This window comes from Leptospiraceae bacterium, from assembly GCA_024233835.1.
In the GTDB taxonomy this organism is placed as follows: Bacteria; Spirochaetota; Leptospiria; order Leptospirales; family Leptospiraceae; genus JACKPC01.
This window is the reverse complement of record JACKPC010000001.1, coordinates 697956-721568: the sequence shown is the minus strand read 5'-3', so window position 1 is coordinate 721568 and position 23613 is coordinate 697956. Positions and strand designations below refer to the sequence as shown.

The 23613-nt window shown below is 36.3% G+C and carries 14 protein-coding genes; 6 read left to right on the top strand and 8 right to left on the bottom strand.

What is annotated here, in order from left to right; all coding sequences use genetic code 11:
• Together H7A25_03335 and H7A25_03330 are read right to left on the bottom strand one after the other, a co-directional pair.
• Window positions 1-1740, bottom strand: a complete 1740-nt coding sequence (locus tag H7A25_03335) for a hypothetical protein (GenBank protein ID MCP5498909.1) — start codon at window positions 1738-1740, stop codon at window positions 1-3.
• Window positions 1741-1774: 34 nt separating this feature from the next.
• Entirely contained in the window at window positions 1775-2569 is a 795-nt protein-coding gene (locus H7A25_03330) for a hypothetical protein (protein MCP5498908.1), read from the bottom strand.
• A 140-nt stretch (window positions 2570-2709) separates the two neighbouring features.
• On the opposite strand from H7A25_03330, the gene H7A25_03325 reads away from it, so the two are divergent.
• Window positions 2710-8049, top strand: coding sequence for a protein kinase (locus H7A25_03325; GenBank protein MCP5498907.1), 5340 nt, complete (start codon window positions 2710-2712; stop codon window positions 8047-8049).
• Window positions 8050-8058: 9 nt separating this feature from the next.
• Here the strand turns inward: H7A25_03325 and H7A25_03320 are convergent, their stop codons facing one another.
• The 3 genes from H7A25_03320 to H7A25_03310 are packed head-to-tail and all read right to left on the bottom strand — an operon-like array spanning window position 8059 to window position 14633.
• Window positions 8059-9402 (bottom strand): hypothetical protein, encoded by a 1344-nt coding sequence (locus H7A25_03320; GenBank protein MCP5498906.1) that lies wholly within the window; start codon window positions 9400-9402, stop codon window positions 8059-8061.
• A 7-nt stretch (window positions 9403-9409) separates the two neighbouring features.
• Entirely contained in the window at window positions 9410-12484 is a 3075-nt protein-coding gene (locus H7A25_03315) for an efflux RND transporter permease subunit (protein ID MCP5498905.1), read from the bottom strand.
• A 7-nt stretch (window positions 12485-12491) separates the two neighbouring features.
• On the bottom strand, window positions 12492-14633 hold the full coding sequence (locus H7A25_03310) for a hypothetical protein (protein MCP5498904.1): 2142 nt from the start codon (window positions 14631-14633) through the stop codon (window positions 12492-12494).
• A gap of 318 nt (window positions 14634-14951) precedes the next feature.
• Between H7A25_03310 and H7A25_03305 the strand changes: the two genes are divergently transcribed.
• The 3 genes from H7A25_03305 to H7A25_03295 all read left to right on the top strand — a co-directional run bounded on the left by H7A25_03305 (window position 14952) and on the right by H7A25_03295 (window position 18223).
• A complete protein-coding gene (locus tag H7A25_03305) occupies window positions 14952-16241 on the top strand; it encodes an ammonium transporter (protein MCP5498903.1) in 1290 nt (429 codons plus the stop codon).
• Between the two features lie 16 nt (window positions 16242-16257).
• A complete protein-coding gene (locus tag H7A25_03300) occupies window positions 16258-16602 on the top strand; it encodes a P-II family nitrogen regulator (protein ID MCP5498902.1) in 345 nt (114 codons plus the stop codon).
• A 118-nt stretch (window positions 16603-16720) separates the two neighbouring features.
• Window positions 16721-18223, top strand: a complete 1503-nt coding sequence (locus H7A25_03295) for an MCP four helix bundle domain-containing protein (GenBank protein ID MCP5498901.1) — start codon at window positions 16721-16723, stop codon at window positions 18221-18223.
• A 46-nt stretch (window positions 18224-18269) separates the two neighbouring features.
• On the opposite strand, the gene H7A25_03290 is transcribed toward H7A25_03295, so the two are convergent.
• Both H7A25_03290 and H7A25_03285 read right to left on the bottom strand, forming a co-directional pair.
• The gene (locus H7A25_03290) at window positions 18270-19133 is read right to left on the bottom strand and encodes a hypothetical protein (protein ID MCP5498900.1); all 864 of its coding nucleotides are present in this window, start codon (window positions 19131-19133) and stop codon (window positions 18270-18272) included.
• Between the two features lie 58 nt (window positions 19134-19191).
• Entirely contained in the window at window positions 19192-20103 is a 912-nt protein-coding gene (locus H7A25_03285; GenBank protein MCP5498899.1) for an alpha/beta fold hydrolase, read from the bottom strand.
• 307 nt (window positions 20104-20410) lie between these two features.
• Here H7A25_03285 and H7A25_03280 point away from each other — a divergent pair, with 307 nt between their 5' ends.
• Both H7A25_03280 and H7A25_03275 read left to right on the top strand, forming a co-directional pair.
• The gene (locus H7A25_03280; GenBank protein ID MCP5498898.1) at window positions 20411-21493 is read left to right on the top strand and encodes an endonuclease/exonuclease/phosphatase family protein; all 1083 of its coding nucleotides are present in this window, start codon (window positions 20411-20413) and stop codon (window positions 21491-21493) included.
• An 8-nt stretch (window positions 21494-21501) separates the two neighbouring features.
• Window positions 21502-22791: a hypothetical protein gene (locus H7A25_03275; protein ID MCP5498897.1), complete on the top strand. Its 1290-nt coding sequence runs from the start codon at window positions 21502-21504 to the stop codon at window positions 22789-22791.
• On the opposite strand, the gene H7A25_03270 is transcribed toward H7A25_03275, so the two are convergent.
• Window positions 22792-23613: a hypothetical protein gene (locus H7A25_03270; GenBank protein ID MCP5498896.1), complete on the bottom strand. Its 822-nt coding sequence runs from the start codon at window positions 23611-23613 to the stop codon at window positions 22792-22794. It lies immediately after the preceding gene.

Genomic DNA, 23613 nt, shown 5'->3' with positions numbered 1-23613 from the left:
TTACCTGTAACTTCTCATTTCTATTAAAGCGATTCTTTCTTCATTTTGTTCAAATATTGTTTTAAATGTAAGATTGGTTCCGGGAAAAATCCAACGATTTCCCTGTATTATTGGGATGCCCAAAGATTCGGGTATAGAGTCAATTTTATCTCCGCAGGAAATACCTTCTACCTTTTCTTTTGAGGCCGGATAAAAGCTCATCTTGATAAGTCTTCCTTTTTGCAACCAGAATTTGAAGTATATCTCCTCGGCCTGGATCACCTCAAGAAGAATATATCCAATAAATTCCATTTTACGCACATGAAATTTTTTTTCACTAATGCGGGAAAGGATTTCTTCCTGGTTCATGCCTAATCGAAAATTATCCGAGTTATTTACAACAGCCGGGTTCTTAACTTTATCATTACCAAATTTTCCATCACCCAATAAATACTTCCAGGCTATGTCGCTTCCTCTATGTTGTATATATAGTTTTTGATAACTCAGATATTTTTCCTTATCCTGCTTACTTGCATATAACCTGGCAAGGTTAAAAAGAGTTTTTGCTTCTAACTTGGGGTCCTGCTTTCCCTTCAAAGCCAATAGATCTCTGCTCTGAAGAAGATACATTTCTGCATTTCTATGGAAGGGTTTATTCAGGTGTAAGCTGGCATATAAGTATGCAGAACCGAGATTATTTAAAAATGCAGGTTCTGATATATTCTTTTTAGCTAATGTTTTAATCTGATTTAAAAATGAATTCGTTTTAACAGGATCATACATATAAAGTAAACTTATATCCATTAAAACATAGGGATCGTCCTGATTTTTCTTCAAGTAAGACTCATAGTACTGAATAGCAGTTTGATAGTAACTCAGGTTTCCCGGCACCTTTGAAGGAGACCTATGAAAAATGCCGGTTAAACTCGCCGGGTAATGTATGGAAACCTGAACGGATAGTTTAGATGGTTCATTTTTATCTAAGAGCCAGAGGCGATGATAGGAGGAAGCGATTGCGTAATCAAAAATACTATTTCTTTCAAAACCAATTTTTTTTAAACCGGTCTTAACGTTTTTTAGCTCTTCTATACCATTTTTTATATTGGAAACATTTCCTTCAAAAATAGAATCAATTGCATTTCTGTAAACCCTGGCCTGAAACTTGATCTCAGCTATATTCTTTAAAAGAAGGGCTTCTCGTTTTTCTAAATCTCCATGGCAGGAGGAAGAATGATTCGATTTTGAACTATTTAATAAAGAAAACAATTTTCCGGGAGAATCAAAGGACTCTTCAAGGGCAAAGAGCAAGAAACCACCAAAAATATCAGCTTCCGATTCTATGCCCTGGAATTTTTTAACTCCGCTTATAGAGCAGCTTGAACGATGTTTTTTTAGTATATGTCCTATTTCATGCCCGATAGCAAAAGTAAGCATTCCCCTCGACAGATGGGGTTCCACTTCCGGAGAATAAATAGTTTCTAAAAATTTTTCTGCAAGAAGAATGCAGGTTTTTCCATCAGTCACTGCATCGATTTCATTGCTATCTACAATTTTAAAATGTAACCTGCCTTTCAATTCAGGAAAAATGTATTGGATATCCTTCATGGAATTCATGAGTCTATCCTCGAAAACGGGGCTTTGAATCTCGGCCCCGTATCGCTTTAAAAAAATATCCGGACAGTTGGCCATAAGTCCACCTGTAAGACTATAGAGAAAAAAGGCTATGATCTGTTGTAATCTCCGGCTTTTTAGGAACTTCATTTCATCACCTCTCCTTGGCAGACATTATAAAATTTCATTTTTGCATATCAATAGATAAACTAGAACCGGTCACAGAAACCTGACAGTTTTTTACACTGGAATAGATTCCATTGGATACGTCTGCGGTAAAAGAACAGTCTTTATAACCATTTGCACTGATACCTACTGAAATGACGGGTTCGTCGCGGGGTATCACAGGACTTGCCTGTCCGAAATTGTTTGTACTAAAGGTTAAGTTTACACCGGCTACTGAATATCCTATCATTGCATTATGCTCTGAACCTGTAATGAAGGAGCCTGTTTCAAGATCACGCAGACGAATACTGGGAAAATAAAAAGTCTGGGAATCACGCTCAAGCACAAAGCTTACCGACACATCCTCTCCTTCCCTTGCTGTAGCTTTAATGCTTCTGGGTTTATATCCGTATTTTTTAGCTGTAAATGTATATTCTACATTCTGACAGATTCCGGCATCAATACTAAAACTACCGTATTCATCCGTTATATTGATATTTGCAATGACGGGACTTGTTTCGATTTCTACAAATGATAGGACAGAGCCATAGGTTTTTAAACTGCCATACCCTCCATCATAGACTTTTCCGGAAAATTTAAGTTTCCCTTTTTCTGGAATCACTGTACAGTTTTTTGTATCGGTATTGTTTGTAGAAACCGAAGCCGGACGATTAAGTAAGCTTACAAGTAACATTTCTTTAAAGCTTTTCCCATCTGCATATTTCGAATAATCTGCATTATCCGGGTTTTCCTTGATCACACAGGCAGTTAGCAGAGTGCTAATAAGAAGTAAAAAACCTAAACTATTTTTCATTGTCATTCCCTCGAAATTGTGTTTTACTGCTTATTAGTGACTTCCTATGGAAAAGTTTTTTTAAAAAAAATTATTGATATGAAGAAAAAAAAATAGGAATAAAAGTAAGGTGTATTTTCCTTATTTTGCGGATCCTTAAAATGTTAGAATTAAAGCAGTTTAAAGAATATCAGATCCTTGATACCATCTATGAGAGTCGAAATTCGATTCTATATATGGCTAAAAAGGATAGTTCCCATAAAATCATTCTCAAAACACTAAACCGTCAGTATCCGGGCCCTAATGACCTTTTACGGATGAATAATGAATTTAGTTTTTTAAGTAAATTGGGGGATATTCCCGGTGTAATCAATGTTTACGGTTTGAAGGTTAAGGAACATTTTCCTATTTTAGAATTAGAGTATTTTAATGGCCTTCCACTAAAGCAATATATAGAGAGAAGGGAATTTAGTATTCTGGAACTTATCCAGGTTTGTATTCGTATTGTAGAAACCCTGAGTAAAATACATTCCAGAAAAATTATCCACAAAGATATAAGCCCTTCTAATATTTTATTGAATAAGAAGAACCTCGAAATACGTTTCATTGATTTTGGAATTTCTGAAAAGCTTGGAAGCCAAACAAAATTTACTGATAATAAAAATGATAATTTGGAGGGAACCGTTCTCTACATTTCTCCGGAACAAACCGGTCGGGTAAATGCGAGAATAGATTATCGCTCTGATTTATATTCTCTTGGTTGTACAATGTATCACATCTTTACAGGAGAGCCTCCTTTTCAAGATAAGGATTTTAGTAAGTTAATTTTTTCTCATATAGCGAGAATTCCGAAGGCCCCAATTGAAATTGAAAGTAGCCTTCCCCCTGCACTCTCAGAGATCATTTTAAAATTGATGAGTAAAAATCCGGAAGATAGGTACCAGAGTGCGAATGGTCTTATGTATGATTTGGAGAAACTATTAGGAATTTTTAAAAGTAAAAAGAAATTAAGTTCTATATCCTTTCCAATAGGACTCGGAGATGAGTCAGGAATTTTTAAGCTTTCTGATAAGTTATACGGAAGGGAAAAAGAACTGGGTTTAGTACGGAAATCACTTTTTGATCTTTTTTCCGGGAAAAGTTCTAAAATCATAATCAGGGGCAATTCGGGAAGCGGTAAAAGTTCTCTGGTATATAAAATACTAAATCAAAAATATGAAAAAGACTTTACTTTTTTAGAGCTTAAGTTCGAACAATTTTCCAGAAGTCCTTTTGAAGCGGTACGTGTTTCTTTAAATCATTTTTGTGATATTATCCTGGCCGGAGATGAAGAAAAACTTCTATATTGGAAAAATAAGTTTATTGAGCTTTTAGGAGAATACCTTAATTTATTTTTAGAATTCATACCGAATCTTCGTTATATAATAGGTGGTGGTGAAAAGACAATACATACAAACTTTGAAGAAGGGAAAATTGTTTTTGATATTTATAAAAATATTTTTTTGACTCTTTGCCAGAAAGAACTCCCTCTTGTACTTTTTATGGATGACATTCAGTGGGCCGATGAATCCTCTTTAAGATTAATTAACTTATTTCTGAATGAACAGATTCCGCATCTTCTATTTGTTGCGAGTAGTAAACTTGAAGAAGATCCGGTTTTACATGAAGAAGAAAAATTACATTACTCAAAACATGATCCATCTATTCATGAAATAACCATTAGTGATTTGGGTATAGACGAACTTAAACTTTTAGTAAGTGAAAATTTGACTTTATCCAAAGAAGATACTGAGAAATTATCACTTCTAATTTTTGAAAAAACAAATGGAAATCCATTTTTTGTCAATGAGTTACTCAGGAGTTTGTATAACAATAAGATAATCCATTTTGAATTTGGAACAGAAGACACAAATGGTCAATGGAGATATGATTATACAGCTTCCGAAAAAATAGAAGTTTCGAACAATGTTATACAGCTCATGTCATATAAGATTGAAAGTTTAAGTCCTGAATCCAAGAAGATTCTATCTTATGCCTCCTGCATTGGTAATACCTTTGATCTTAAAATACTTTCCATTATTAATAGTAAGAGTGTTAATGAAACTTTAGATACTTTTTGGGAAGTTATACAAAAGAAATTAGTCTATCAGATAACGAATATATATGATAAAACACATGTTTCAAAAGAGTTATTATTTAGATTTATACATGATAAAGTACAGCAGGCTGTTTATTATTCTATACCGGATTATGAAAAGAAGAACATTCATTATTCGATAGGAAAGATTCTCCTTGAACAATATCTGGAAGATAAGTCTAAATATGGTGATAATAAGGTTTATGAAATTTTAGAACATTTCCAACATGCCTATGAAAAAGTAAATGACCGCAGATATTATATACATCTGGCAGAAATGAACTTAAAAGCCGGTCGTATTGCACGCTCTTCTTTCTCTTATCAGTCTGCAATGAGATATTTTGAAAATGGTATATTACTCTGTGAAAAGAATATAGAGGAAACAAAAGATTTAAAATTTAGTCTATACAGGGAGCTTGCAGAAACAGCCTATAATGCAGGTGATGTAGACAAAGGAGATAAAGTCTGCCGGGAAGCTCTTGAACTGGCAAATACCCATGCCGAAAAAGTAAAGGTATTTCTGATACAGATGGCAAGACTTCAGGCTGAAGCTAAATATAGCGAAGCTATGGATCTGGCCAAAGAAACTCTGCAATATATAGGAATTATTGTACCGGCACGAGAGGAAATCCCGGAGTTACTACACGTATACCTTGATAAAATTGATTCCTTTTTATCGAATCGAGAAGTAATGAGCATGATGGATTTTCCAAATAATGAGGACGAGTTATATCATGTTACGATGCAAACATTTTCCTATTTATTAATTGCTTCTTATCTTGGTAGCCAGATAGAATTAATTCCCTGGACAATTACTTCTATGGTTCTTCTCTGTATTGAAAATGGGAATAATGAAATATCCCCCCTTGCTTATGTACAGTACGGTTTTCTAATGTGTTCTATCTACAAAGATTATACAAGAGGATATGAGTTTGGAAAGTTAAGCATTATTCTTTCCAACCAGTACCAGAACAGGCAGATAAGGGGATCGGTTTATTATTACTTTGCTTCTCAAATTGCACACTGGTTCGAACCTCTAAAAGATATATTATTATATCTGGATAAAGCCTTCAAAGATAATATACAGAGTGGAAATTTAATTTATGCAGATTATACAGGTTCCCAATATCTATCGTTTCGAATGATATCGGGATTTCCTCTGGATAAACTATACGAAGAACAGCAAAGATTTCTACCTTTCTCATCAAGTTTTAATCCTAAAGGTTATGAAGGAGGAATTCGACCGGGCATTGTGCAACCCATGCTTCAACTCCTATCATTATCCAACAATACCTATAATTTTGATAGTGAAATGTTTTCGGAGGAGAGGTATCTTGAGGAGTTTAAAGACTACCCTGTTTTTTTAGCCTGGTTTTACCATGCTAAACTTCGTAGCTTATATCTTTTTGAAGAGTGGGAAGAATTAAAAGAAATATTAGATACTCCTGAAATTGTTGCTATGGGACTTCCGGGAACACCTATAATCCCCGAAGCTTATTTTTATGCTGCTCTCGGAATTTGTAATTTATATTACGAATTGGAAGAGAATAAAAAAGAATATTACAGCAGTTTATTAGATTTTTACCTTTCTGAATTTGCTGTTTGGTCAAGTAATTCTCCACGAAACTATTCATGCAAATATTATCTGATTCTTGCTGAAAAAGCAAAGATGGAAAATAAAATAGAAACGGCACTTTTCTATTATGATAAAGCAGTAGCTTTTTCGAGAGAGAGTGAAATGATTCATATAGAAGCTTTATGCATGGAGTTACAGGCAAAGTTATGGGCTGTGAGAAAGAAAGATGATCTGGTCATTTTTTACATGCAAAAAGCCGTGCAGTTATATATGCTTTGGTCAGCCAAGAGAAAGGTAAGCCAATTGCAGGAAAAATACCCCGGCTATCAGTGGGAACAGGAACGTAAGTCGGGGTCAAATAGCGAGAACACTACTTCCGTTTTAAAGTCTTTCCATTCAGGACCTTTTATAGGAAGTATTGATTTTTCATCAGTTTTAGACGCTTCAAGAGCTATAGCTGGAGAAATTGTTTTTACCGAGTTATTGCATAAGTTAATTGAAATTGTAATGCAAAATTCCGGAGCTGAATCTGCATTTTTATTGGTAAAAAAACAGGGAAAATTGATTGTAGAAGATTATAATAGTCTTAATAGATTGATAAGTGTCCCCTGTCGACTTGAAGAATTTTCACACCTACCTCATACAATTATTTACTATGTAGAAAGAACCTTCAGTACACTGGTTTTAAGCGATGCCTGCCGAGAGCCTCGTTTCATGAATGATAGATATATACAGGAATATCAACCCCATTCTATTCTTTGCACACCTTTAATGGATAGGGGAAATTTACTGGGCATTATCTATCTGGAAAATCGGATTACAAAAGGAGCCTTTACCCAGGAAAGAGTTCAGGTTCTTGAATTGATTTCCTCTCAGGCTGCTATTTCATTAGAAAATTCTTTACTTTATTCCAGCCTCGAAGAAAAGGTAGAAGAAAGAACGAAAAGTTTGCAAAAAGCTTTGAATGAAGTAAAGGCCTTAAAAGAACAACAGGATGGGGATTATTTTTTGATTTCGATCCTGACCGAACCTCTTGGACCTAATTTAGTTAAAAGTGATAGGGTTAATATCGAATTTTTCTTAAAGCAAAAAAAATCTTTTCAATTTCATGGAGAAGAATATGAAATCGGAGGAGATATAAACATTGCGCATAGTATACGACTACAAGGCAAGAACTGTGTGGTATTTCTGAATGGAGATGCTATGGGCAAATCGAGTCAGGGTGCCGGTGGGGTTCTGGTACTCGGAACAGCTTTCGGAGTTATCATTGACAGGACTAAGAGTTCGAAGTGGGGAGAACGATTAAGTCCTTCTCAATGGATTGCAAATGCTTTTGTTGAAATGCATCGTGTTTTCTTAAGTTTTCGTGGTCTGATGTCTATGTCAGCTTTTTTAGGTATTATTGATGAAGAAAGCGGAACTTTATATTACATTTCTGCTGAACATCCTCCACCGATTCTTTATAGAAATAAAAAAGCCAGTTTCATGGAAGTTAATAAAAAATTAAGAAAGTTAGGAACTATAGGTATTCATGAATTAGAAGTAAAGGATATACTCACAATTGAGCAACAATTAGAAAAAGGAGATATAATAGTTTCAGCTTCTGATGGTAGAGAAGATGTTCTGGTAGAAGATGAAAATGGTGAAGTATTTATGAATTCAGATGAAACTGTTTTCCTTCGTTTACTGGAAGATTCTTCCGCTAACATAAAGGAGGTTGTTGAAAAACTTCTGTATAGGGGAGAAATTACAGATGATCTTTCTATATTAAAAGTAGAATATAAATAAATGAGGATTTTACAGATTTTTCTTTTTTCTCTTTATTCCAAATGTTTCTTTTACGTAATCCTTTAATATCCTCGGAATTGAGGGGAGCTCAAGTCCTAATTCGACAAATGGGTTTTTAATATTTCCCTTTGAAGTAAAAGGAATAAACATTTTCTCGTTTTTCAGTAGGGGGCCCAGGATTCGATTTCTTACTTTTTTGGTTTCAATATCCGGTACTACTCCGCGAATAAAATCATCAATTCCTGTAATGATACGTGACACTTCTTTTCTATAAATAATAATAGAACCATTGAAATAATGATCATTATTATCTATAGAATACCAGCTTCCCGGATTAAGTTCAAAGTCAAAAGAAGTCGCGAAAAGGTGTACTTTTTCTCTCAGGGTAATAATTTCAGCTCTATAGGTTATATGCATTCTTGCATTTCTCTGTAAAGATTCGATTGTTGCACTTTCCAAATTTATTCCGGCTCCTCGGAGAGCATTAACAATTGCTGAAAGCAGGTTAGAAAGAACCGTTCCGTAGATATAAGAACCCTTAGCTATCTTAATATTATACACAATGCCTGTATCATATTCTCCATTCATTAAAAAAGGTTTTATTGTTTGCTTGCAACTCATGTAAAATTCAGCTATTTCTCGCTTATTATTTCCTATAATTGCGAGATTCATCTCAAAAGAAATGTCGAGAGAATTAAATTTATCCAGCCTTGCGGGGTGAATCTCAATCGAAGAAATAATGAATTGCATGTCATTCAAACGTAAAAGCTGTCCTGTTTTTTTTATATAAAGATTTGCTAAACCATCCTGTATGCCGATAATTTCTAATTTTGCTGATAAGGGCATATTTTTTATATTTAATACCCATTCGTCTTCCTGTAAATCCTGAATATCCCTGTAATCAGGATTTGGTTTACTATCAATAATTTCAGGTTTTTGTAACATAGGCAAAAGATTATTTCCCCCACCAATAAAAAAAATCATATTGAATAGGGGTTCTGAAAATAAAAAGCTATTTACTCTGAATTTTTTTCTAAGGATGGCCAGAAGATTCAAACGAAGTTCTACTTTCTTTATATATATTTCCGGAACAAGGATTTCTGGTCTTAAAGAAAGAGGAACTGCTTTATTCGCATATTCATCTCTGGTAACAATATGAATGTCTTCTACGAGGGCGGAAGAAAAGAGTTTAAATAATTTCAAACGTGCGTTTCCTACCTGTGCCCTGCAATTAAAATTTTCTTCGATTATCTTTACAATATACTCGCTGTTTAAAAAAGAAGAAAGGAATAATACTGTTCCCGAAAAACCTAATATTAAAAGAGCAATGACTATAAATAAGAAAATAGCCATATACTTTTTAGCTATTCCTTCTTACACGTAACATAGAGTATAGCAAGGGGATGAAGCCGAGAGTAATAAATGTACAATAAACAAGTCCCCAGGCCATAGTAAGGACCATCGGACGAATTTCCGGGATGTCTCCTCCCAGTCCATAAGATGTGGGTAATAAACCCGCAAATGTGGTAAGGCTTGTTAAAATTACAGGTCGGAATCTCTCGGAAGCAGCCTCTGCAACACTTGCAAAAGAATACCCCTTTTCCTTGCAAGTGGTATTTAAGTGGCTTATCATTACAATTGTATCATTTACTACGACTCCGATTAAACCAAGCATTCCAATTAATGCCACAAAGGTAATGGGCATATTATGCAGAAAAAGAGCCAGAAATACACCCGCAACTGCAAAGGGGATAATTGACATGATAAGAAATGGAAGACTATAAGAATTAAATAATACAACTAAAAGAAAATATATACTGATAAGGGCAAAAGCAAGGGCGAAATAAAAACCTCTCATACTTACCATGAATTCTTCTTGTTGCCCTCCATACACAAGTCTGAGTCCTGGAATGGAAGCTACTCTTTTATCAAACTTTTGACTGAGCAATTCATTTACTTTTATGGGTTTTGTGATAGCTAAATCTACATCCGCAGTAATTGTAACGGAACGCTTTCCGCTGGTATGATGAATATTAACAGGACCTTCCATATTTTTTAACGAAGCAATCGCCCGTAAAGGAACTAAATTGCCACTGTGATTTGTTATGGGAATTTCAAGAATTCTATTTTCTGAGAGTCTAGAAGCATCTTTTATTCTGACTCTATAATATATTTCTTCTCCGGCAAGAGTTAAGGAAGTTACAACTGTGCCATCGAAAGCGGAACGAATCGCTGAAGTGACATCGATTGCACTCAAAGAAGCACGCGCCAGTTGTTCATAGTTTAGAACCAGGCGAATTTCATCTTTTCCTTTTTTATTCGTTGTTTCAATATTTTTTACACCATTTATACTCTTGAGATATTCCAGAGTCTCTTTCTCGAAGCGGTTTCTGAGCACATTATCATCAGAAATGTAGGAAATATCAACTGCTTTACCAGCATTTAATCCCCCACCTCCTAACTTATTTATACTCAGTTCAATGAAATTATGTTCTTTCTTTATAGTTTTAAATTTTTCACTCAATTGCTTCATTAAATCTTCGGAAACGATAGACCTCGATTGAGCAGGGACAAGAAAAATTGTTGTGACAGCTTTATTTGAAAATTGTCCATTCGAAACGAAGGAACCCAGATCATCTTGAGTTCCTACATTGGTTGTATAACCTATAAGTGCCGATTTGGGTACGGATTCTTCTACTAATTTTTCAATAATCCTTACCTTCTCTTTAGTTACTTTCAGGGAAGTTGCAACCGGTAATTCCATTTTGATGCTTAAAAAATCCGTATCCCTATCCGAGTCCATGATAAAATCCAGAAATTTTTTAGGAATAGCTATACTGAGTACAAGGACTATAAGAAATAATACTAAATATATCCCGCGTCTTTTTTGGAGAGTATATAAGGAATTATGATAAAAGTTTTTAAGGCTGTACACCCAGAGACTACGCCTCGGTGGCGTTTTGGGTGGGTGAACTTTATAAAGGTGAGCTGGCAAAAACAGGATTGATTCCAACCAGGAGAAACAAAGAAGAAGACTTACAACAATCGGTATAGGATATAAAAATTTTCCAAATAAGCCAGAGATAAAGAGGATAGGTGTAAATGCAAAAATAGTTGTTAGAATAGATGCACTCACCGGTAAAATCATAGTCTTTACACCGGTAAGAGTAGCCTCAATTGCATCCATACCACTTTGTTTATAGGAATAGATATTTTCTGTAATGACTATAGCATCGTCCACCAGAATTCCCAGAACCAGTATCATTGTCACAAGAGAAATATTGTTTATCGTAAGACCTATGGGAACAAATAAGAGTAAAGATCCGAAAATACAGAGCGGGATTCCAAAAGCCGACCAGAAGGCACTTCTCAGGTCTAAAAAAATAAACATAACAATGAACACCAGGATAAATCCGGAGATTCCATTATTCCTCACCATCGATATCATGATCCGGGTATAAACCGAGTAATCAAAAATAATCTCAGCCTTTACTCCGGGTGATAGATTTTTTTGAAATAGTTCTACTTTTTCATGAAGCTTATCGCTAACACGGATAATATCAGAATTTTCCTGAGCGTTTACCATTAAAATAATGGAAGGTTTTCCATTTCCTCTATATAACAATCTGGAGTCTTCGAAGTCATCTCGAACTTCGGCAATATCTGAGATTCGTAAGCGATTTCCGGTAAAGTTAGAACGAATAATTACATCCTTTACATCAAGAAGGTTCTCATATTCAGAAACTGTAACTACCTTTTTTTCGGAAATATAGGATTCAATGGTACCACCGGAGGAACGAATATTACGATTTCGAATAGAGTTTATAATTTCAAAAAAGGAGACCTGCTGTTCGCGCATTTCTTTCATATTTACTTCAATATGCACTTCTCTTTTACGAAAACCCAATTTATTAATTCTTGCAACACCGGGTACTTCCCTCAGAAGTTCTTCTAAATCTTTCGCATATTTTCTCAATTCTAATTCAGACACATCACCATTGATGGAAATTTCCATTGCAGGAAAATTAGAAGTCTTTAATTCTTCTATTCTCGGTCTATCTAAAATAGAAGCCGGAAGATCGGAAACCCTCCCCACTGCATCCCGAACATTGATCCGCGTTTGAGAAACATCTCCTCCATCAGCATCAAGCTGCAAAGTTATGATAGAGAGATTTTCCATGGAAATACTATTCATCTTTTTAATATTCTCAACTTCTAATAGTTCTTTTTCTATTTTATGAGTGAGATTGATTTCCACATCTTCCGGACTGGCACCGGGATATAGTGTCGTAATGGTGAGAACATCAAAGCTTATGGGTGGATTTGCCTGTCGATTGATATTTAAAGAAGCGAAAATCCCGGCTAAAAAAACCAGGATTATCACCATATTGGTAACGCGAGGATGCTTTAAGAAATATTCGCTCAGGCGTATCATTACTGATTTATTTTGTTGTTGCTATGAAAGCACCATCCCAGTTCACTGGAGGCGGATTTTCAATAAAGGACTTACATCTTTCTATAAATAAATCTACCATTTTTCTTTCATAGCCGAGACCTTTGAGTGCTGTAAAAAGTTTTAAAGCTTCTTGAAATTTTTCTCTTTCGTAAAGGTTGAAGGCATTCTGAAAGTTTTCTACAAAAATTTGTTCCGAAGGACTCAACTTTCCTTTTTCCGCTAAAAGCTCATATACCCTAACCGCATGCTTTTTGCCTTTTACAGCTACTTTATCCAGAAGACAGAATTCAAACTGATCTTTTACTTTTTCATAAGTACTTTCTCCCACCATGATACTCGTGCCGTACACCTTATTCTGGCCTTCCAGGCGACTGGCAAGGTTCACCGTATCACCGATGACAGTATAGTTGATTCGCTTATTAGAACCCATATTTCCAACGACAACTTCGCCCGTGCTGATTCCAATCCGGGTAAAAAAAGGTTCTTTTCCCTGCCTTTCCCATTCTTCAAAAAGTCTTGTAAGGCCCTGTTGAATTTTTAAAGCGGTACTACAGGCTCGGATATGATGGTCCTTTTGAGGTCTCGGAGCTCCCCAGAAAGCCATAACAGCATCTCCGATATATTTATCTACGGTTCCACCCGAATCAATAATTTTCTCGCTCAGTTCACTTAAGTAAGTTTCTAAATCTTCTACCAGTTTTTCGGGAGGAAGTTTCTCTGAGATGCTGGTAAAGTTAGCAATATCTGAAAAGAAAATAGTTAATTCCTGTTTTTCTCCACCCAGAACGGCTTCCCTGTGCATATTCACTAAGTCCCGAACCAATTCAGCCGGCACATATTTCATGAAGGATTTCAGGGCAGTGCGCATCCGTTCGAAGGAAGAAGCAATATTACTGACCTCTGATAGGTTTGATTTGATAGGTCGATTTTCATCCAGGCGAAATTCTTTAATCTGATCCATTTCTTCTGCGAGGAGCGCTAAAGGTCTTGAAACTTTTCTGGAAAATAAAATGCCAATAAAAGTAGCTAAGAGTGCAAAAAAGATACAGAACAACAGGGCTATTTTATTATTCTTGTTGATGCGTGACATAAAATTATTCTCAGCCATCACGATTCCAATTTTCCAGTTGAAGCCGCTGTCTTTCGGAAAAGGAATGAAACTGCTGACATATACCTTTCCATCCGTTCTAAATTTTGTATGAAGGGAATCATGCTCTCCCTTTTTTACTTCCGGACGACTTAAGCTCAGGTAAGCATCTCGGATAACGGCATCATTGACTTCTTTGACGCTCAGAAGCCTGTATTTTTCCTTCTCTCCATCCTTGTATTTTTGGACCAATTTGCTTAATTCTTTTGCATCTGTTGCCGGTAGAGCAATGATTTCTTCCTTATCATTCAGAATAAAAATTTTATCATCTTCTCCAATTTTTAAGGTAGCTAAAAAGTAGGAAAGCTCGGCAAGTCCAATATCAATGCTAATAACACCCTGAAGAACATTATCTTTTCCATAAACGGGACTCGCACAGGTGATTCCGGGTTTCTGATCGGAGAAAAAGATATAAGCATCTGTCCAAATAACAGTTTTTTCTTTCTCGGCTTTTTTAAACCAGGGTCTTTCACGGGGATCATAGGCCTGGGCCGCATTTTCTATAAGGTTAGGAAAAGTTGTTTTGTAGTTCGGATTATCGTGTATCCAGATAGTAAAAGCTTTATTTCTTTTACGACTGACTTTTTTAATGCTGAAACTTTTATCCTCCATCTTCTTCACCATAAGAAGATTTCCATGAATATCACCGTAGTATATCATTTCAAAATGTGGGTGTAATTCTAAAAGCTCATGGGAATAGGTCAGCATTTTCATAGAGTTATTGGTTTCGATCAGTTTTTTTCTGGCGAGTTTTTCTGAGAGAATGGAGCCTGTAGTTGCGGCTTTTAAAAAGTTCAGGGAACGATCCAGGGTATGGGAACCAATTTGTTCCATGAGTCTGCCGGCAAGGTATCCTACCGAGTCTTTACCTGTCCAATAAGAAAATGCGTAAACAAGACCGGAGGACAAGAGGATTAAACCGGTCAAAATAGTTATAATTGTAAATCGAAATGTTCTTTTCTTTCCCTGTGTACTCGCCATATTGCAATGAACCCTTTCTGCATTTTCTATAGATACGAACAAAGAACAACAAAAAATTTACAAAAAGTAACGTCTAATGAAGATTCTCATGCCTAAATTAGAAGCACTTTGCACGAGTATATATCTCGCTAATTTTTTGTTTTCCCTTTATTCTAAAGCGGAATGCTGTCTATTATGGATTAAATGATTCGCCTTTTACCTCAGCTTTCTATTCCGGCAATAAACGAACAGGGATTTTTTTTAGAAAAAGTATAAAAAATATTATCTTTAAGCTGGTACAATTTGTGCATATATATCCGTAAACTAAGTTTGAGGGTAATGAAATTGAAAAACTACACAAAACTACTAATGGGACTTCTTTTTGTCCTGCTTCCATCTCTCTTATTTGCCGAGGAAGCTAAACCGAGCCTGGATAAAGCCGATACCGCCTGGTTAATCGTATCTTCTGCGTTTGTCTTCTTTATGATACCGGGTCTGGCACTTTTTTATGGTGGGATCGTTAGAAGTAAAAACGTGCTTTCTACCATGATGCACAGTTTTATTGCTATTCTGGTTCTAACTTTGCAATGGACCATTTTTGGTTACAGCTTTGCTTTTTCCGGAACCAATCCATTTATCGGAAATTTCGATCTGGCTCTATTATCCGGAGTGAACACCGAAACCCTGGAAGGAACTATACCCAAATATGTTCACTTCTTATTTCAGGGAATGTTTGCTCTGATTACACCGGCTTTGATTTCCGGGGCAATTGCTGAAAGAATTAAACTTTCTGCCTATGTAGTGTTCATTACTCTCTGGGCTACCCTGGTTTATGATCCGGTTGCACACTGGGTCTGGTCTTCAGAAGGCTGGTTACTGAAGCGCGGAGCTCTGGACTTTGCTGGAGGAACCGTAGTTCACCTGATTTCCGGGATTGCCGGTCTTGCAGCTGCTCTTGTGATTGGAAAAAGACGTGGAGAAATTGGACTTATCACTCAACCCAACAACCTGACTTACACTCTTATAGGTTCCGGTCTTCTCTGGTTTGGATGGTTTGGATTTAACGCGGGTTCCGGTCTGGCTGTGAATGGCCTTGCAGCTCAGGCTTTTGTAGTAACCCTTGTAGCACCGGCTGCTGCGGGTTGTATGTGGCTTTTAGTTGAATACCTGCATACAAAAAAAGCAACTGCTCTGGGTGCTGCATCCGGTATAGTAGCAGGTCTTGTAGTCATTACACCTGCATCCGGTTTTGTGGGTCCCGGAAGTGCTATCATCATGGGATTAATCATATCTCCTATTTGCTATTTCGCTATTATCATGAAAGGTAAATTTGGATATGATGATACTCTGGATGCTTTTGGTATACACGGACTCGGAGGAGCTATTGGAGCCATCCTGACAGGTGTATTTGCGATAGAAGTCACAAAAGGCATGAGTCGTGGAGGACAAATCTGGGAACAAACATTCAGTGTTCTGGTAACCGGAGCTTATTCATTCATCATTTCTTATATTCTTGCATTTGCTATAGAAAAAACTATAGGTTTTCGCGTGAACGAAGTTCAGGAAGAAAATGGTCTTGATGAAGAGATACATGGTGAAAAAGGTTACATGATACACGATATTAGATAGTATATAGGAGAATAAAATGAAACTGATTATTGCAATAATTCAACCTCACAAGTTAGAAGAAGTGAAAGCCGAATTGAACTCACAAAAGATCGAAAGACTCACAGTTAGTGATGTTCAGGGTTACGGAAGGCAAAAAGGAAAAACGGAAGTTTACAGAGGACATGAATACCAGGTAAATTTAATTCGTAAAGTCAGACTGGAAATTGCTGTGAACGATGATTTTGTAAAACCAACGATTGATGCGATTTTGAAATCAGCCAGAACAGAAGGTGGAAAAATCGGAGACGGAAAGATATTTGTTTTACCCCTGGAAAACGTGATTCGAATTCGTACCGGAGAAACCGGGGGAGCAGCAATTTAAAATTTCACGCAAAAACCTATTTTTAACAATTCAGAGCCTATTTTTAATAGGCTCTTCTTTTATCCTAATCTTCTTCCGATAGTACCCCTATACATAGAAACATAGTAAGGGTAATTATATGAATTTTTTCACTTTACGAATCAAGAGCAGGCTTAATATATTAAGCTTTTTGAATATTTTTATTATTTTTGTTTTAGTTCTAATCTCTATTTATGGAACAAAAATGGTAAATTACGGCACTTACACGATTTATCACGATAGGGTTCTTCCCTTAGAAGGTTTAAAAACTATCGCAGATATGTATGCGCTGAACATAGTCGATAATTGTCATAAGGTTCGGAATGGAAATATTTCCTGGGAAAAAGCTTTAAGTGATATTGAAATTGCCAATAAGGTCATTCACGAAAAATGGGAAGATTACCTAAAAACCTATCTGGTGGAAGAAGAGCAAAAGCTTGTGAAGGTAGCGAAAGAAAAAATGATTACAGCCGATAAAGAAGTTCTAAACCTTATTGGCATTATCAAACGTAAAGATAATAGAGCTCTTTCTGCTTTTAGCATCAATACTCTTTATCAGGTAATAGATCCCATTTCAATTGTATTTCATGATCTGGTCCAGGTTCAGTTAGATGTAGCTAAAAACGAAAAACTGAAAGCGGATTCTATATATACAAACTCTTTAATTTTTTCACTGATTGCAGCTGCCATCGGAATTATAGTTTCTATACTCTTTAGTAGTAGAATCATAAATAATATAACTGAACCTCTACTTTATGTGAATAATCTGTTAACAGAAATGAAAGAGGGTCTACTCACGAAGGATATTAAAATCGATGAGAGAAAAGATGAATTGGGAGAGATGATTTATAGCGTCAAAGAAACGGTGAAAAAGCTGGTTGAGATTATTGACATTGTTCAGAGAAACTCTGAATCCTTAGTGAGTGCTGCTTCAGAACTGGATGCTACCGCCCAAAATATCAGTACGATTTCATCCAATCAGGCTGCGAGCGTAGAAGAAACTTCAGCCTCTTTAGAAGAAATTGCGGCCAGCATAAGCAATAACCTTGAGAATTCAAAAATAACAGATAAACTGGCATCCAAGACCGCAGAAGAAGCAAAGAGAGGAGGCGAGGCTGTACAAAAAGCAGTCGCTGCAATGAAGCAAATCTCAGAAAAAATTTCGGTTATAGAAGAAATTGCCTCCAGAACGAATTTACTGGCAGTTAATGCCAAGATAGAAGCGGCTCGTGCAGGAGAATACGGTCTGGGTTTCACGGTTGTAGCTTCTGAGGTAGAAGACCTCGCTAAAAAGAGTAAATCAGATGCAAATGAAATACGACTCATGGCCCATGAAACTATGAAACTTTCAGAAGAAGCCGGAACAATAATCAGAGAAATAGTTCCTCAGATTTTAAGAACGGCTGACCTGGTTCAGGAAATAACAGCAGCTTCGGAAGAACAGAATAGTGGTGTAGGTCAGATAAATAAGGCAATGGGAACCCTGGATAATGTGGCTCAACAGGCGGCCGCTTCCTCTGAAGAATTGGCGGCGACCGCAAATGAAATGAGCGAACAGTCGGAAAAACTATTAAATACTATCAGGTTTTTTAGAATTAAATAAAAAACTGTAAATCGGACCTGTTATAAAACAGGCCCGAAAGCCTTAGCTATTGTGCTTCTTTTTTGCTTTGTTGTATTTTATCAGCTGCTTCTTTTCCAAAGTATTTTATCTGTAGTTCATATTCAAATTTTTCTTTTTCTTCGGGTTTGAGTTTTGATAATTCATTTTCTCGTAATTGTAGCTCTGTTTGATAGTGAGCGAACTTATCTTCCCGTTTTACCATTTCCTCATACATATCACCAAAGACTTCTCGTTTAACTTCTTCATATTTCTTGACTCTCTGGTCGCCACTTAAATTCGCACTATTCTTTATGAAGTTGGCTGAAGCCTCCATGAAATCAAAGCGGGCTTCTTCGATTCCAAAGACCAGTTTGGCATCTTCTTCTGAATAGTATTTTCTTCTTTTTTTGCGAACCTCTTCGTATCTGTCTGTAAACTTCCCATCTTTGGGTAAGCCGGATTTTATAATGTCCTGTTCGTATTGAAAATAGGTTTCAAAAAGCTTTTTTACTTTTTCGTTATCTGGAGAAGAGAACTTTTTATCTATCATAGCTAAAATGGAAGAATCACATTGACCCGGCCTGTACCCTTGAGGACATTGCCTACGGAGGGCCCAGAGTTCCCAGATGAAATTTACCTTACCTGTTTTTAAAGAACGAGAAAAATCTTCATAACTATTGTTTTCTGTATTTCCGGAAATATAAGGAGTTTCCAGAGAACTACTTTCTATTTGTGAAGAATTATCTGAAGAAGGATTATTCATACCGTCTTTAAGGCTTGTTGAATCTTCTGTTTGTTTTGTATCACTTTTATTTTCTTTTGAATCTTTACCGGGAAGAAAGATAAAGACCAGTAAAATAATAGATAGAATGGAAAGGATGATTAAAATTTTTTTTGCAATTGGGCTCATAAAAAAAAGAGAGTTGTAAGTATGGATTCTTCTTACAACTCTTTTTTTAAAGGCTTAATTATAATTTGGCGTTTTGAGCCATTTTTAAGTATTGTCCTTGAACGTCAAAGTAACCCTGTCCACTCCACTCGAAGTTAGTAACTTGCAGGTGATCTAAGCCTGTAGCATACCAGTAAGAAGAAGGAGTGCCTTTCCAGGTTCCCCATTTTTGTGATTCCAGAGGTACTATACCATCATTAGCAGAACCTAAACCATAGAATAGCCCGCCAGCCCAGGTTGCCGGGTAAGTAAGAGCCATAATAGGGTGTTGAATTGGATCTGCCCAGGCCATTTTAGCACCATAGGAGTAATATTTAACCCCGGAAACATTAGGAACATTACTGTTAAATGTTTTCAGAGTTGAAACTGTAAGAGATTTCCCCATTGCAATTGCATCCTGTGGTCTGCCGTCTCTGTAGATTAGTTTTGCAAAAGTAGAAAGCACAATATTTGCAAAAGGTTCCATCCAGTTAGGAATTACCGCAAGTGCAAAGTCTGCTACCGGTGCACCCTTATGCACAGAGTCAATCGTCGTAACTGAAGCAACTTTACTGGCATAACTAAGCTTTTTCACCAGGTAACGAGAAACAAGTCCACCCTGAGAGTGGCCCATGAGATATACTTTTGTACATCCATTAGCCGGCATCCAGGTGTTTAAATAGGTTTTCACCTGTCCTGCTCTTGTTTCAAGGCTTGCCATAGCGGAACTGCCGGGAGTAGCTACTTTAGCTCCCTGGTTTCTGAGGTAGTTGTCCATTCCGCCCCAGTATTTAACGAGACCGTTAGCGAGGCCGTTTGTATCGTCAAAACCAAGAATACCATGTACCAAAACGATACACATTCCAGAAAGAGGACCAGCAGATACACTGCTTGCAGATAGGAAGAAGGTTAAAAGGGCAATCATCAGACTGCTTGTAACACGAGTTTTCATTTCAAATCTCCGATTTTCATATTAGCATTTCATGCGCTTAATGACAGTATAGATGAAGAAAAAATGATTGCAAGAAAAAAAATAGTTTTTTTTACACTGACGTCAAAAAAAGTCACTTCAGAACTTTATATTACACATTAGGAAAATTTAATATACTAAAAGAATTCCCTCCCCTGAAAAAGGACTTACCCTGGTGTAAGAAATCCGATTTTCTTTTTCCATCCCCCCATAATAAAAAATCTTTTTTTTCTTGGATTCAAGCCTGAGGTTTTGGTTTGATGTTAAAAAAAAACATTTAGGAAATCTGATGAAAAAACTGTTTCGCTTCATTGGCTATTTAAGTATTTTTATCGTTCTATTTCTCGTTACAGTAATTCTTGCTGCCAGGTTTACAAGTCTTCAGCCGGAAGATGTTTCTGAAGAAAAGGTAAGCTGTCCTTCTGATACTCCTTCTCTCGAAGCCGGAAAGGAGTATAAAGTTCTGGACTGGAATGTGCAGTACCTTGCCGGAAAGAATTATGTATTCTTTTACGATCTTCCAAAAGGAGATGGCCCCGATAAACGTCCTTCTACAAAAGATATTCAAATTACTGCGGAAGAAATTGCCCGTATTATAAAAGATGAGAAACCGGATATCATCTTATTACAGGAAGTAGATGATGGTGCCAAACGTACCGACTATGAGGATCAGTTAGAAAAGCTTCTCAAATTATTTCCTGAGGACTACAAATGTCACGCTTCTGCTTTTTACTGGAAAAATTATTATAACCCCCACCCGATGATACAGGGTTCAACCGGTATGAAAGTATCCACTATTAGTCGGTATAAAATTAGCTCTGCAACCCGATACCAGCTACCCATTATTCCGGATAATTTTTTTGTGAAAAACTTTAACTTAAAACGAGCTGTACTTGAAACGAAACTTCCTCTACAGAATGGAAAAATACTCTCGGTTTTTAATACACATCTGGATGCTTTTGCACAGGGTTATAATACAATGGAAGAGCAGGTTTTGTTTTTAAAAAAGTTACTTACAAATGCAGATTCAAAAAAACAGCCCTGGATATTGGCCGGAGACTTTAACCTGCTTCCCCCCGGTTTTAATCGAGAAAGTCTTCATAAGGACTCTATATCCTACTATAATCCAAAAACTGAGTTAGATATACTTTTTAACTCGTTTCCATCAACTGTCAGTAAGGAAGAATTGAATGGGGAAAACAAAAAAGCTTACTATACAATTTTACCCAATCATCCGGAAATTACAGTACCGGATAGAACTATCGATTATATTTTTTATGGAAACATAGAAAAGAGATCGTATTCTGTAAGACAAAAAGATACCTTAACCATATCCGATCATTTACCCCTGATAGCAGAATTTCAATTTTGAGGAAAGTTATGAAAAAGCTAATATTCTTTATTATATGTACTTCGTTTATGAGTCCCTTGTTTTCCTGGGGCTCTCATTATCTCGTTACAGATAAAGCCTTACAACACCCGGCTATTGCCAGACAGGTTTTGAAGAAGGTAAAGGTAGAAAGTCTGGATGCATTTCTTTCTGCCGAAAAAGATGCAGTAGCTGCTGTATTTACTGAGTTTTACTCTTATCTTGAGAAAAAAGGTTCTAAGCGATTTCAAAAAATTCCATTTGATACCCAGAAACCCGATACAAAAAGTTTTATTAGAGCTTTAAGACTTCACCCTGATATAAAATTTGCACTGGTAAATCGTGTACTTCCGGGTCATTATCCTCGTTACCCTTTAGTTCCCGCCAGGGATATATCTCCGCACCTGGAAAAAGAACGAAACGCTATCTTTGAAAATGTGGAAGGACAGATGGTCACTGTGGCTTCTATCCTGACTACCTTTTCTGATGAACCTGATTGGGGCATGGACTTAAACCTCTGGAATATGACTGAATATGGATATGGTAAACAACCTTATGGTAACCCGGAAGGAATTTCTACCCAGGCTCCGTTTCATATTACCTACCAACATGAACCTACTATTGTAAGAACCATTAAACCGGAAATATCAGAAGGAATGTCACCTGATAGAGTTTATCTTTTTTCTGCCCTGGCGAAACTGGCTATGAAAACGGGGCATGAATACTGGGCTTACCGCTTTGCTGCAGATGCCTTGCATTATATCCAGGATCTCTGTCAGCCTTATCACTCCAAAGCGATTCCACATGCTAATTGGATTTATTATACCGCAGCGGCTATCACTTCCAACTTTTCATTAATGGAGAAGAAAACGGTTCAACTTATAGCAAATCGACATTTCTTATACGAAGACTTTGTGGCCTATAGTTTATTTAATTCTTATGTAGAACCCAATCGTATGAATCAAAAACTCAGTGAATTCCTATTTACCTCTAATCCTTATATGAAAAAAGCGAGTCCCAAATCTACTGATTCGCTCATTTTTAATGTCACTTCTTTTGCTTCTATGCAGGGAAAGGAATTGGATACGGTGATTCAAAAAACATTTGGTTATATGATGACACAAAATGGAGACTATAACTTTGAAGATGATTATACTTCCGGTAAGTTTCAGATGGATAGATTTGTGAAAGGTCTGGATCGAGCAGAAGCGGATAATATATTACAAATGACAGGTAAAAATTTTCGTTCTACAGCTCAGGCTTCCAGAACGTATTTAAAACATATAGGTTTTCTTCGCTAATTATTTTAGATAGAGTTGGATTTTGTGATTCACTTTTTGAAGAACATGTTTCAAAGCTTCATCATTTCGAATTTCATTTTCCAGCTCTTTTTGCTGTTTTTCTAATTTATCAATAAACGAACGTACCTCATCGATTCTTAGTCTGGATTCGTTTTCTGCTTTTTGAATTTCTTTAAATTCTTGTTTTTGTTTTAGAAGACGATAATCGAGATATTTTATTTTTTGTTTTAGTTTATCCTTTTCGAACCCATTTTCCAGACTCTGGTAACGGTTTCTTTCTTCAGTAAATTGTTGATTTGTAATAAACACATTTTTCTGAGCAAGGTTTAGTTTTCTTTCCAGTCTCACCTGTTTTTGAACCAGAACTTTCACCTGTTTTTTTTCGTATTTAAGATTCTGGATTAATTGAGAATATAAAGTCCTGGAATAGCTCAATTTTTTCCTGATAAGATTTAACTTGCGGGTATATTCCGAATGAGAATTACGAAGTGTTTCAATATCCTGGTTTTCCGGGTCAAAGTCTTTATCTGAAAATTTCAAAGATGCAGAGAGTTCAGGAAGCTGCTGTGTTGAATTTTCTGTTTTAAACTCAAGCTTGATAGGTTCCTGATTTTCTTTTATTGCAAGGCTTAAAATGCTTCCTAAAAGAAGAATACTTAAAAAAAGGATAAGGATGAAAGGTTTATTCCATCCTTTTATTTTATTTCCTTTTAGGGCATGTAAAACTTTTTCTTTTTCCGCATCATTCAAGTTATTCTTGAGCGATTGGATAATAGAAGTTAAGCGTGAAGTTACAATCTGGTATTTTTTCCTCTCTTTCAT

Coding starts and splice junctions, on each gene's coding strand:
- H7A25_03280 (MCP5498898.1), top strand. CDS start 20,411: ATGAAAAAACTGTTTCGCTTCATTGGCTATTTAAGTATTTTTATCGTT.
- H7A25_03275 (MCP5498897.1), top strand. CDS start 21,502: ATGAAAAAGCTAATATTCTTTATTATATGTACTTCGTTTATGAGTCCC.
- H7A25_03315 (MCP5498905.1), bottom strand. CDS start 12,484: ATGATACGCCTGAGCGAATATTTCTTAAAGCATCCTCGCGTTACCAAT.
- H7A25_03285 (MCP5498899.1), bottom strand. CDS start 20,103: ATGAAAACTCGTGTTACAAGCAGTCTGATGATTGCCCTTTTAACCTTC.
- H7A25_03300 (MCP5498902.1), top strand. CDS start 16,258: ATGAAACTGATTATTGCAATAATTCAACCTCACAAGTTAGAAGAAGTG.
- H7A25_03270 (MCP5498896.1), bottom strand. CDS start 23,613: ATGAAAGAGAGGAAAAAATACCAGATTGTAACTTCACGCTTAACTTCT.
- H7A25_03325 (MCP5498907.1), top strand. CDS start 2,710: ATGTTAGAATTAAAGCAGTTTAAAGAATATCAGATCCTTGATACCATC.
- H7A25_03290 (MCP5498900.1), bottom strand. CDS start 19,133: ATGAGCCCAATTGCAAAAAAAATTTTAATCATCCTTTCCATTCTATCT.
- H7A25_03320 (MCP5498906.1), bottom strand. CDS start 9,402: ATGGCTATTTTCTTATTTATAGTCATTGCTCTTTTAATATTAGGTTTT.
- H7A25_03335 (MCP5498909.1), bottom strand. CDS start 1,740: ATGAAGTTCCTAAAAAGCCGGAGATTACAACAGATCATAGCCTTTTTT.
- H7A25_03305 (MCP5498903.1), top strand. CDS start 14,952: ATGAAATTGAAAAACTACACAAAACTACTAATGGGACTTCTTTTTGTC.
- H7A25_03330 (MCP5498908.1), bottom strand. CDS start 2,569: ATGAAAAATAGTTTAGGTTTTTTACTTCTTATTAGCACTCTGCTAACT.
- H7A25_03295 (MCP5498901.1), top strand. CDS start 16,721: ATGAATTTTTTCACTTTACGAATCAAGAGCAGGCTTAATATATTAAGC.
- H7A25_03310 (MCP5498904.1), bottom strand. CDS start 14,633: ATGGCGAGTACACAGGGAAAGAAAAGAACATTTCGATTTACAATTATA.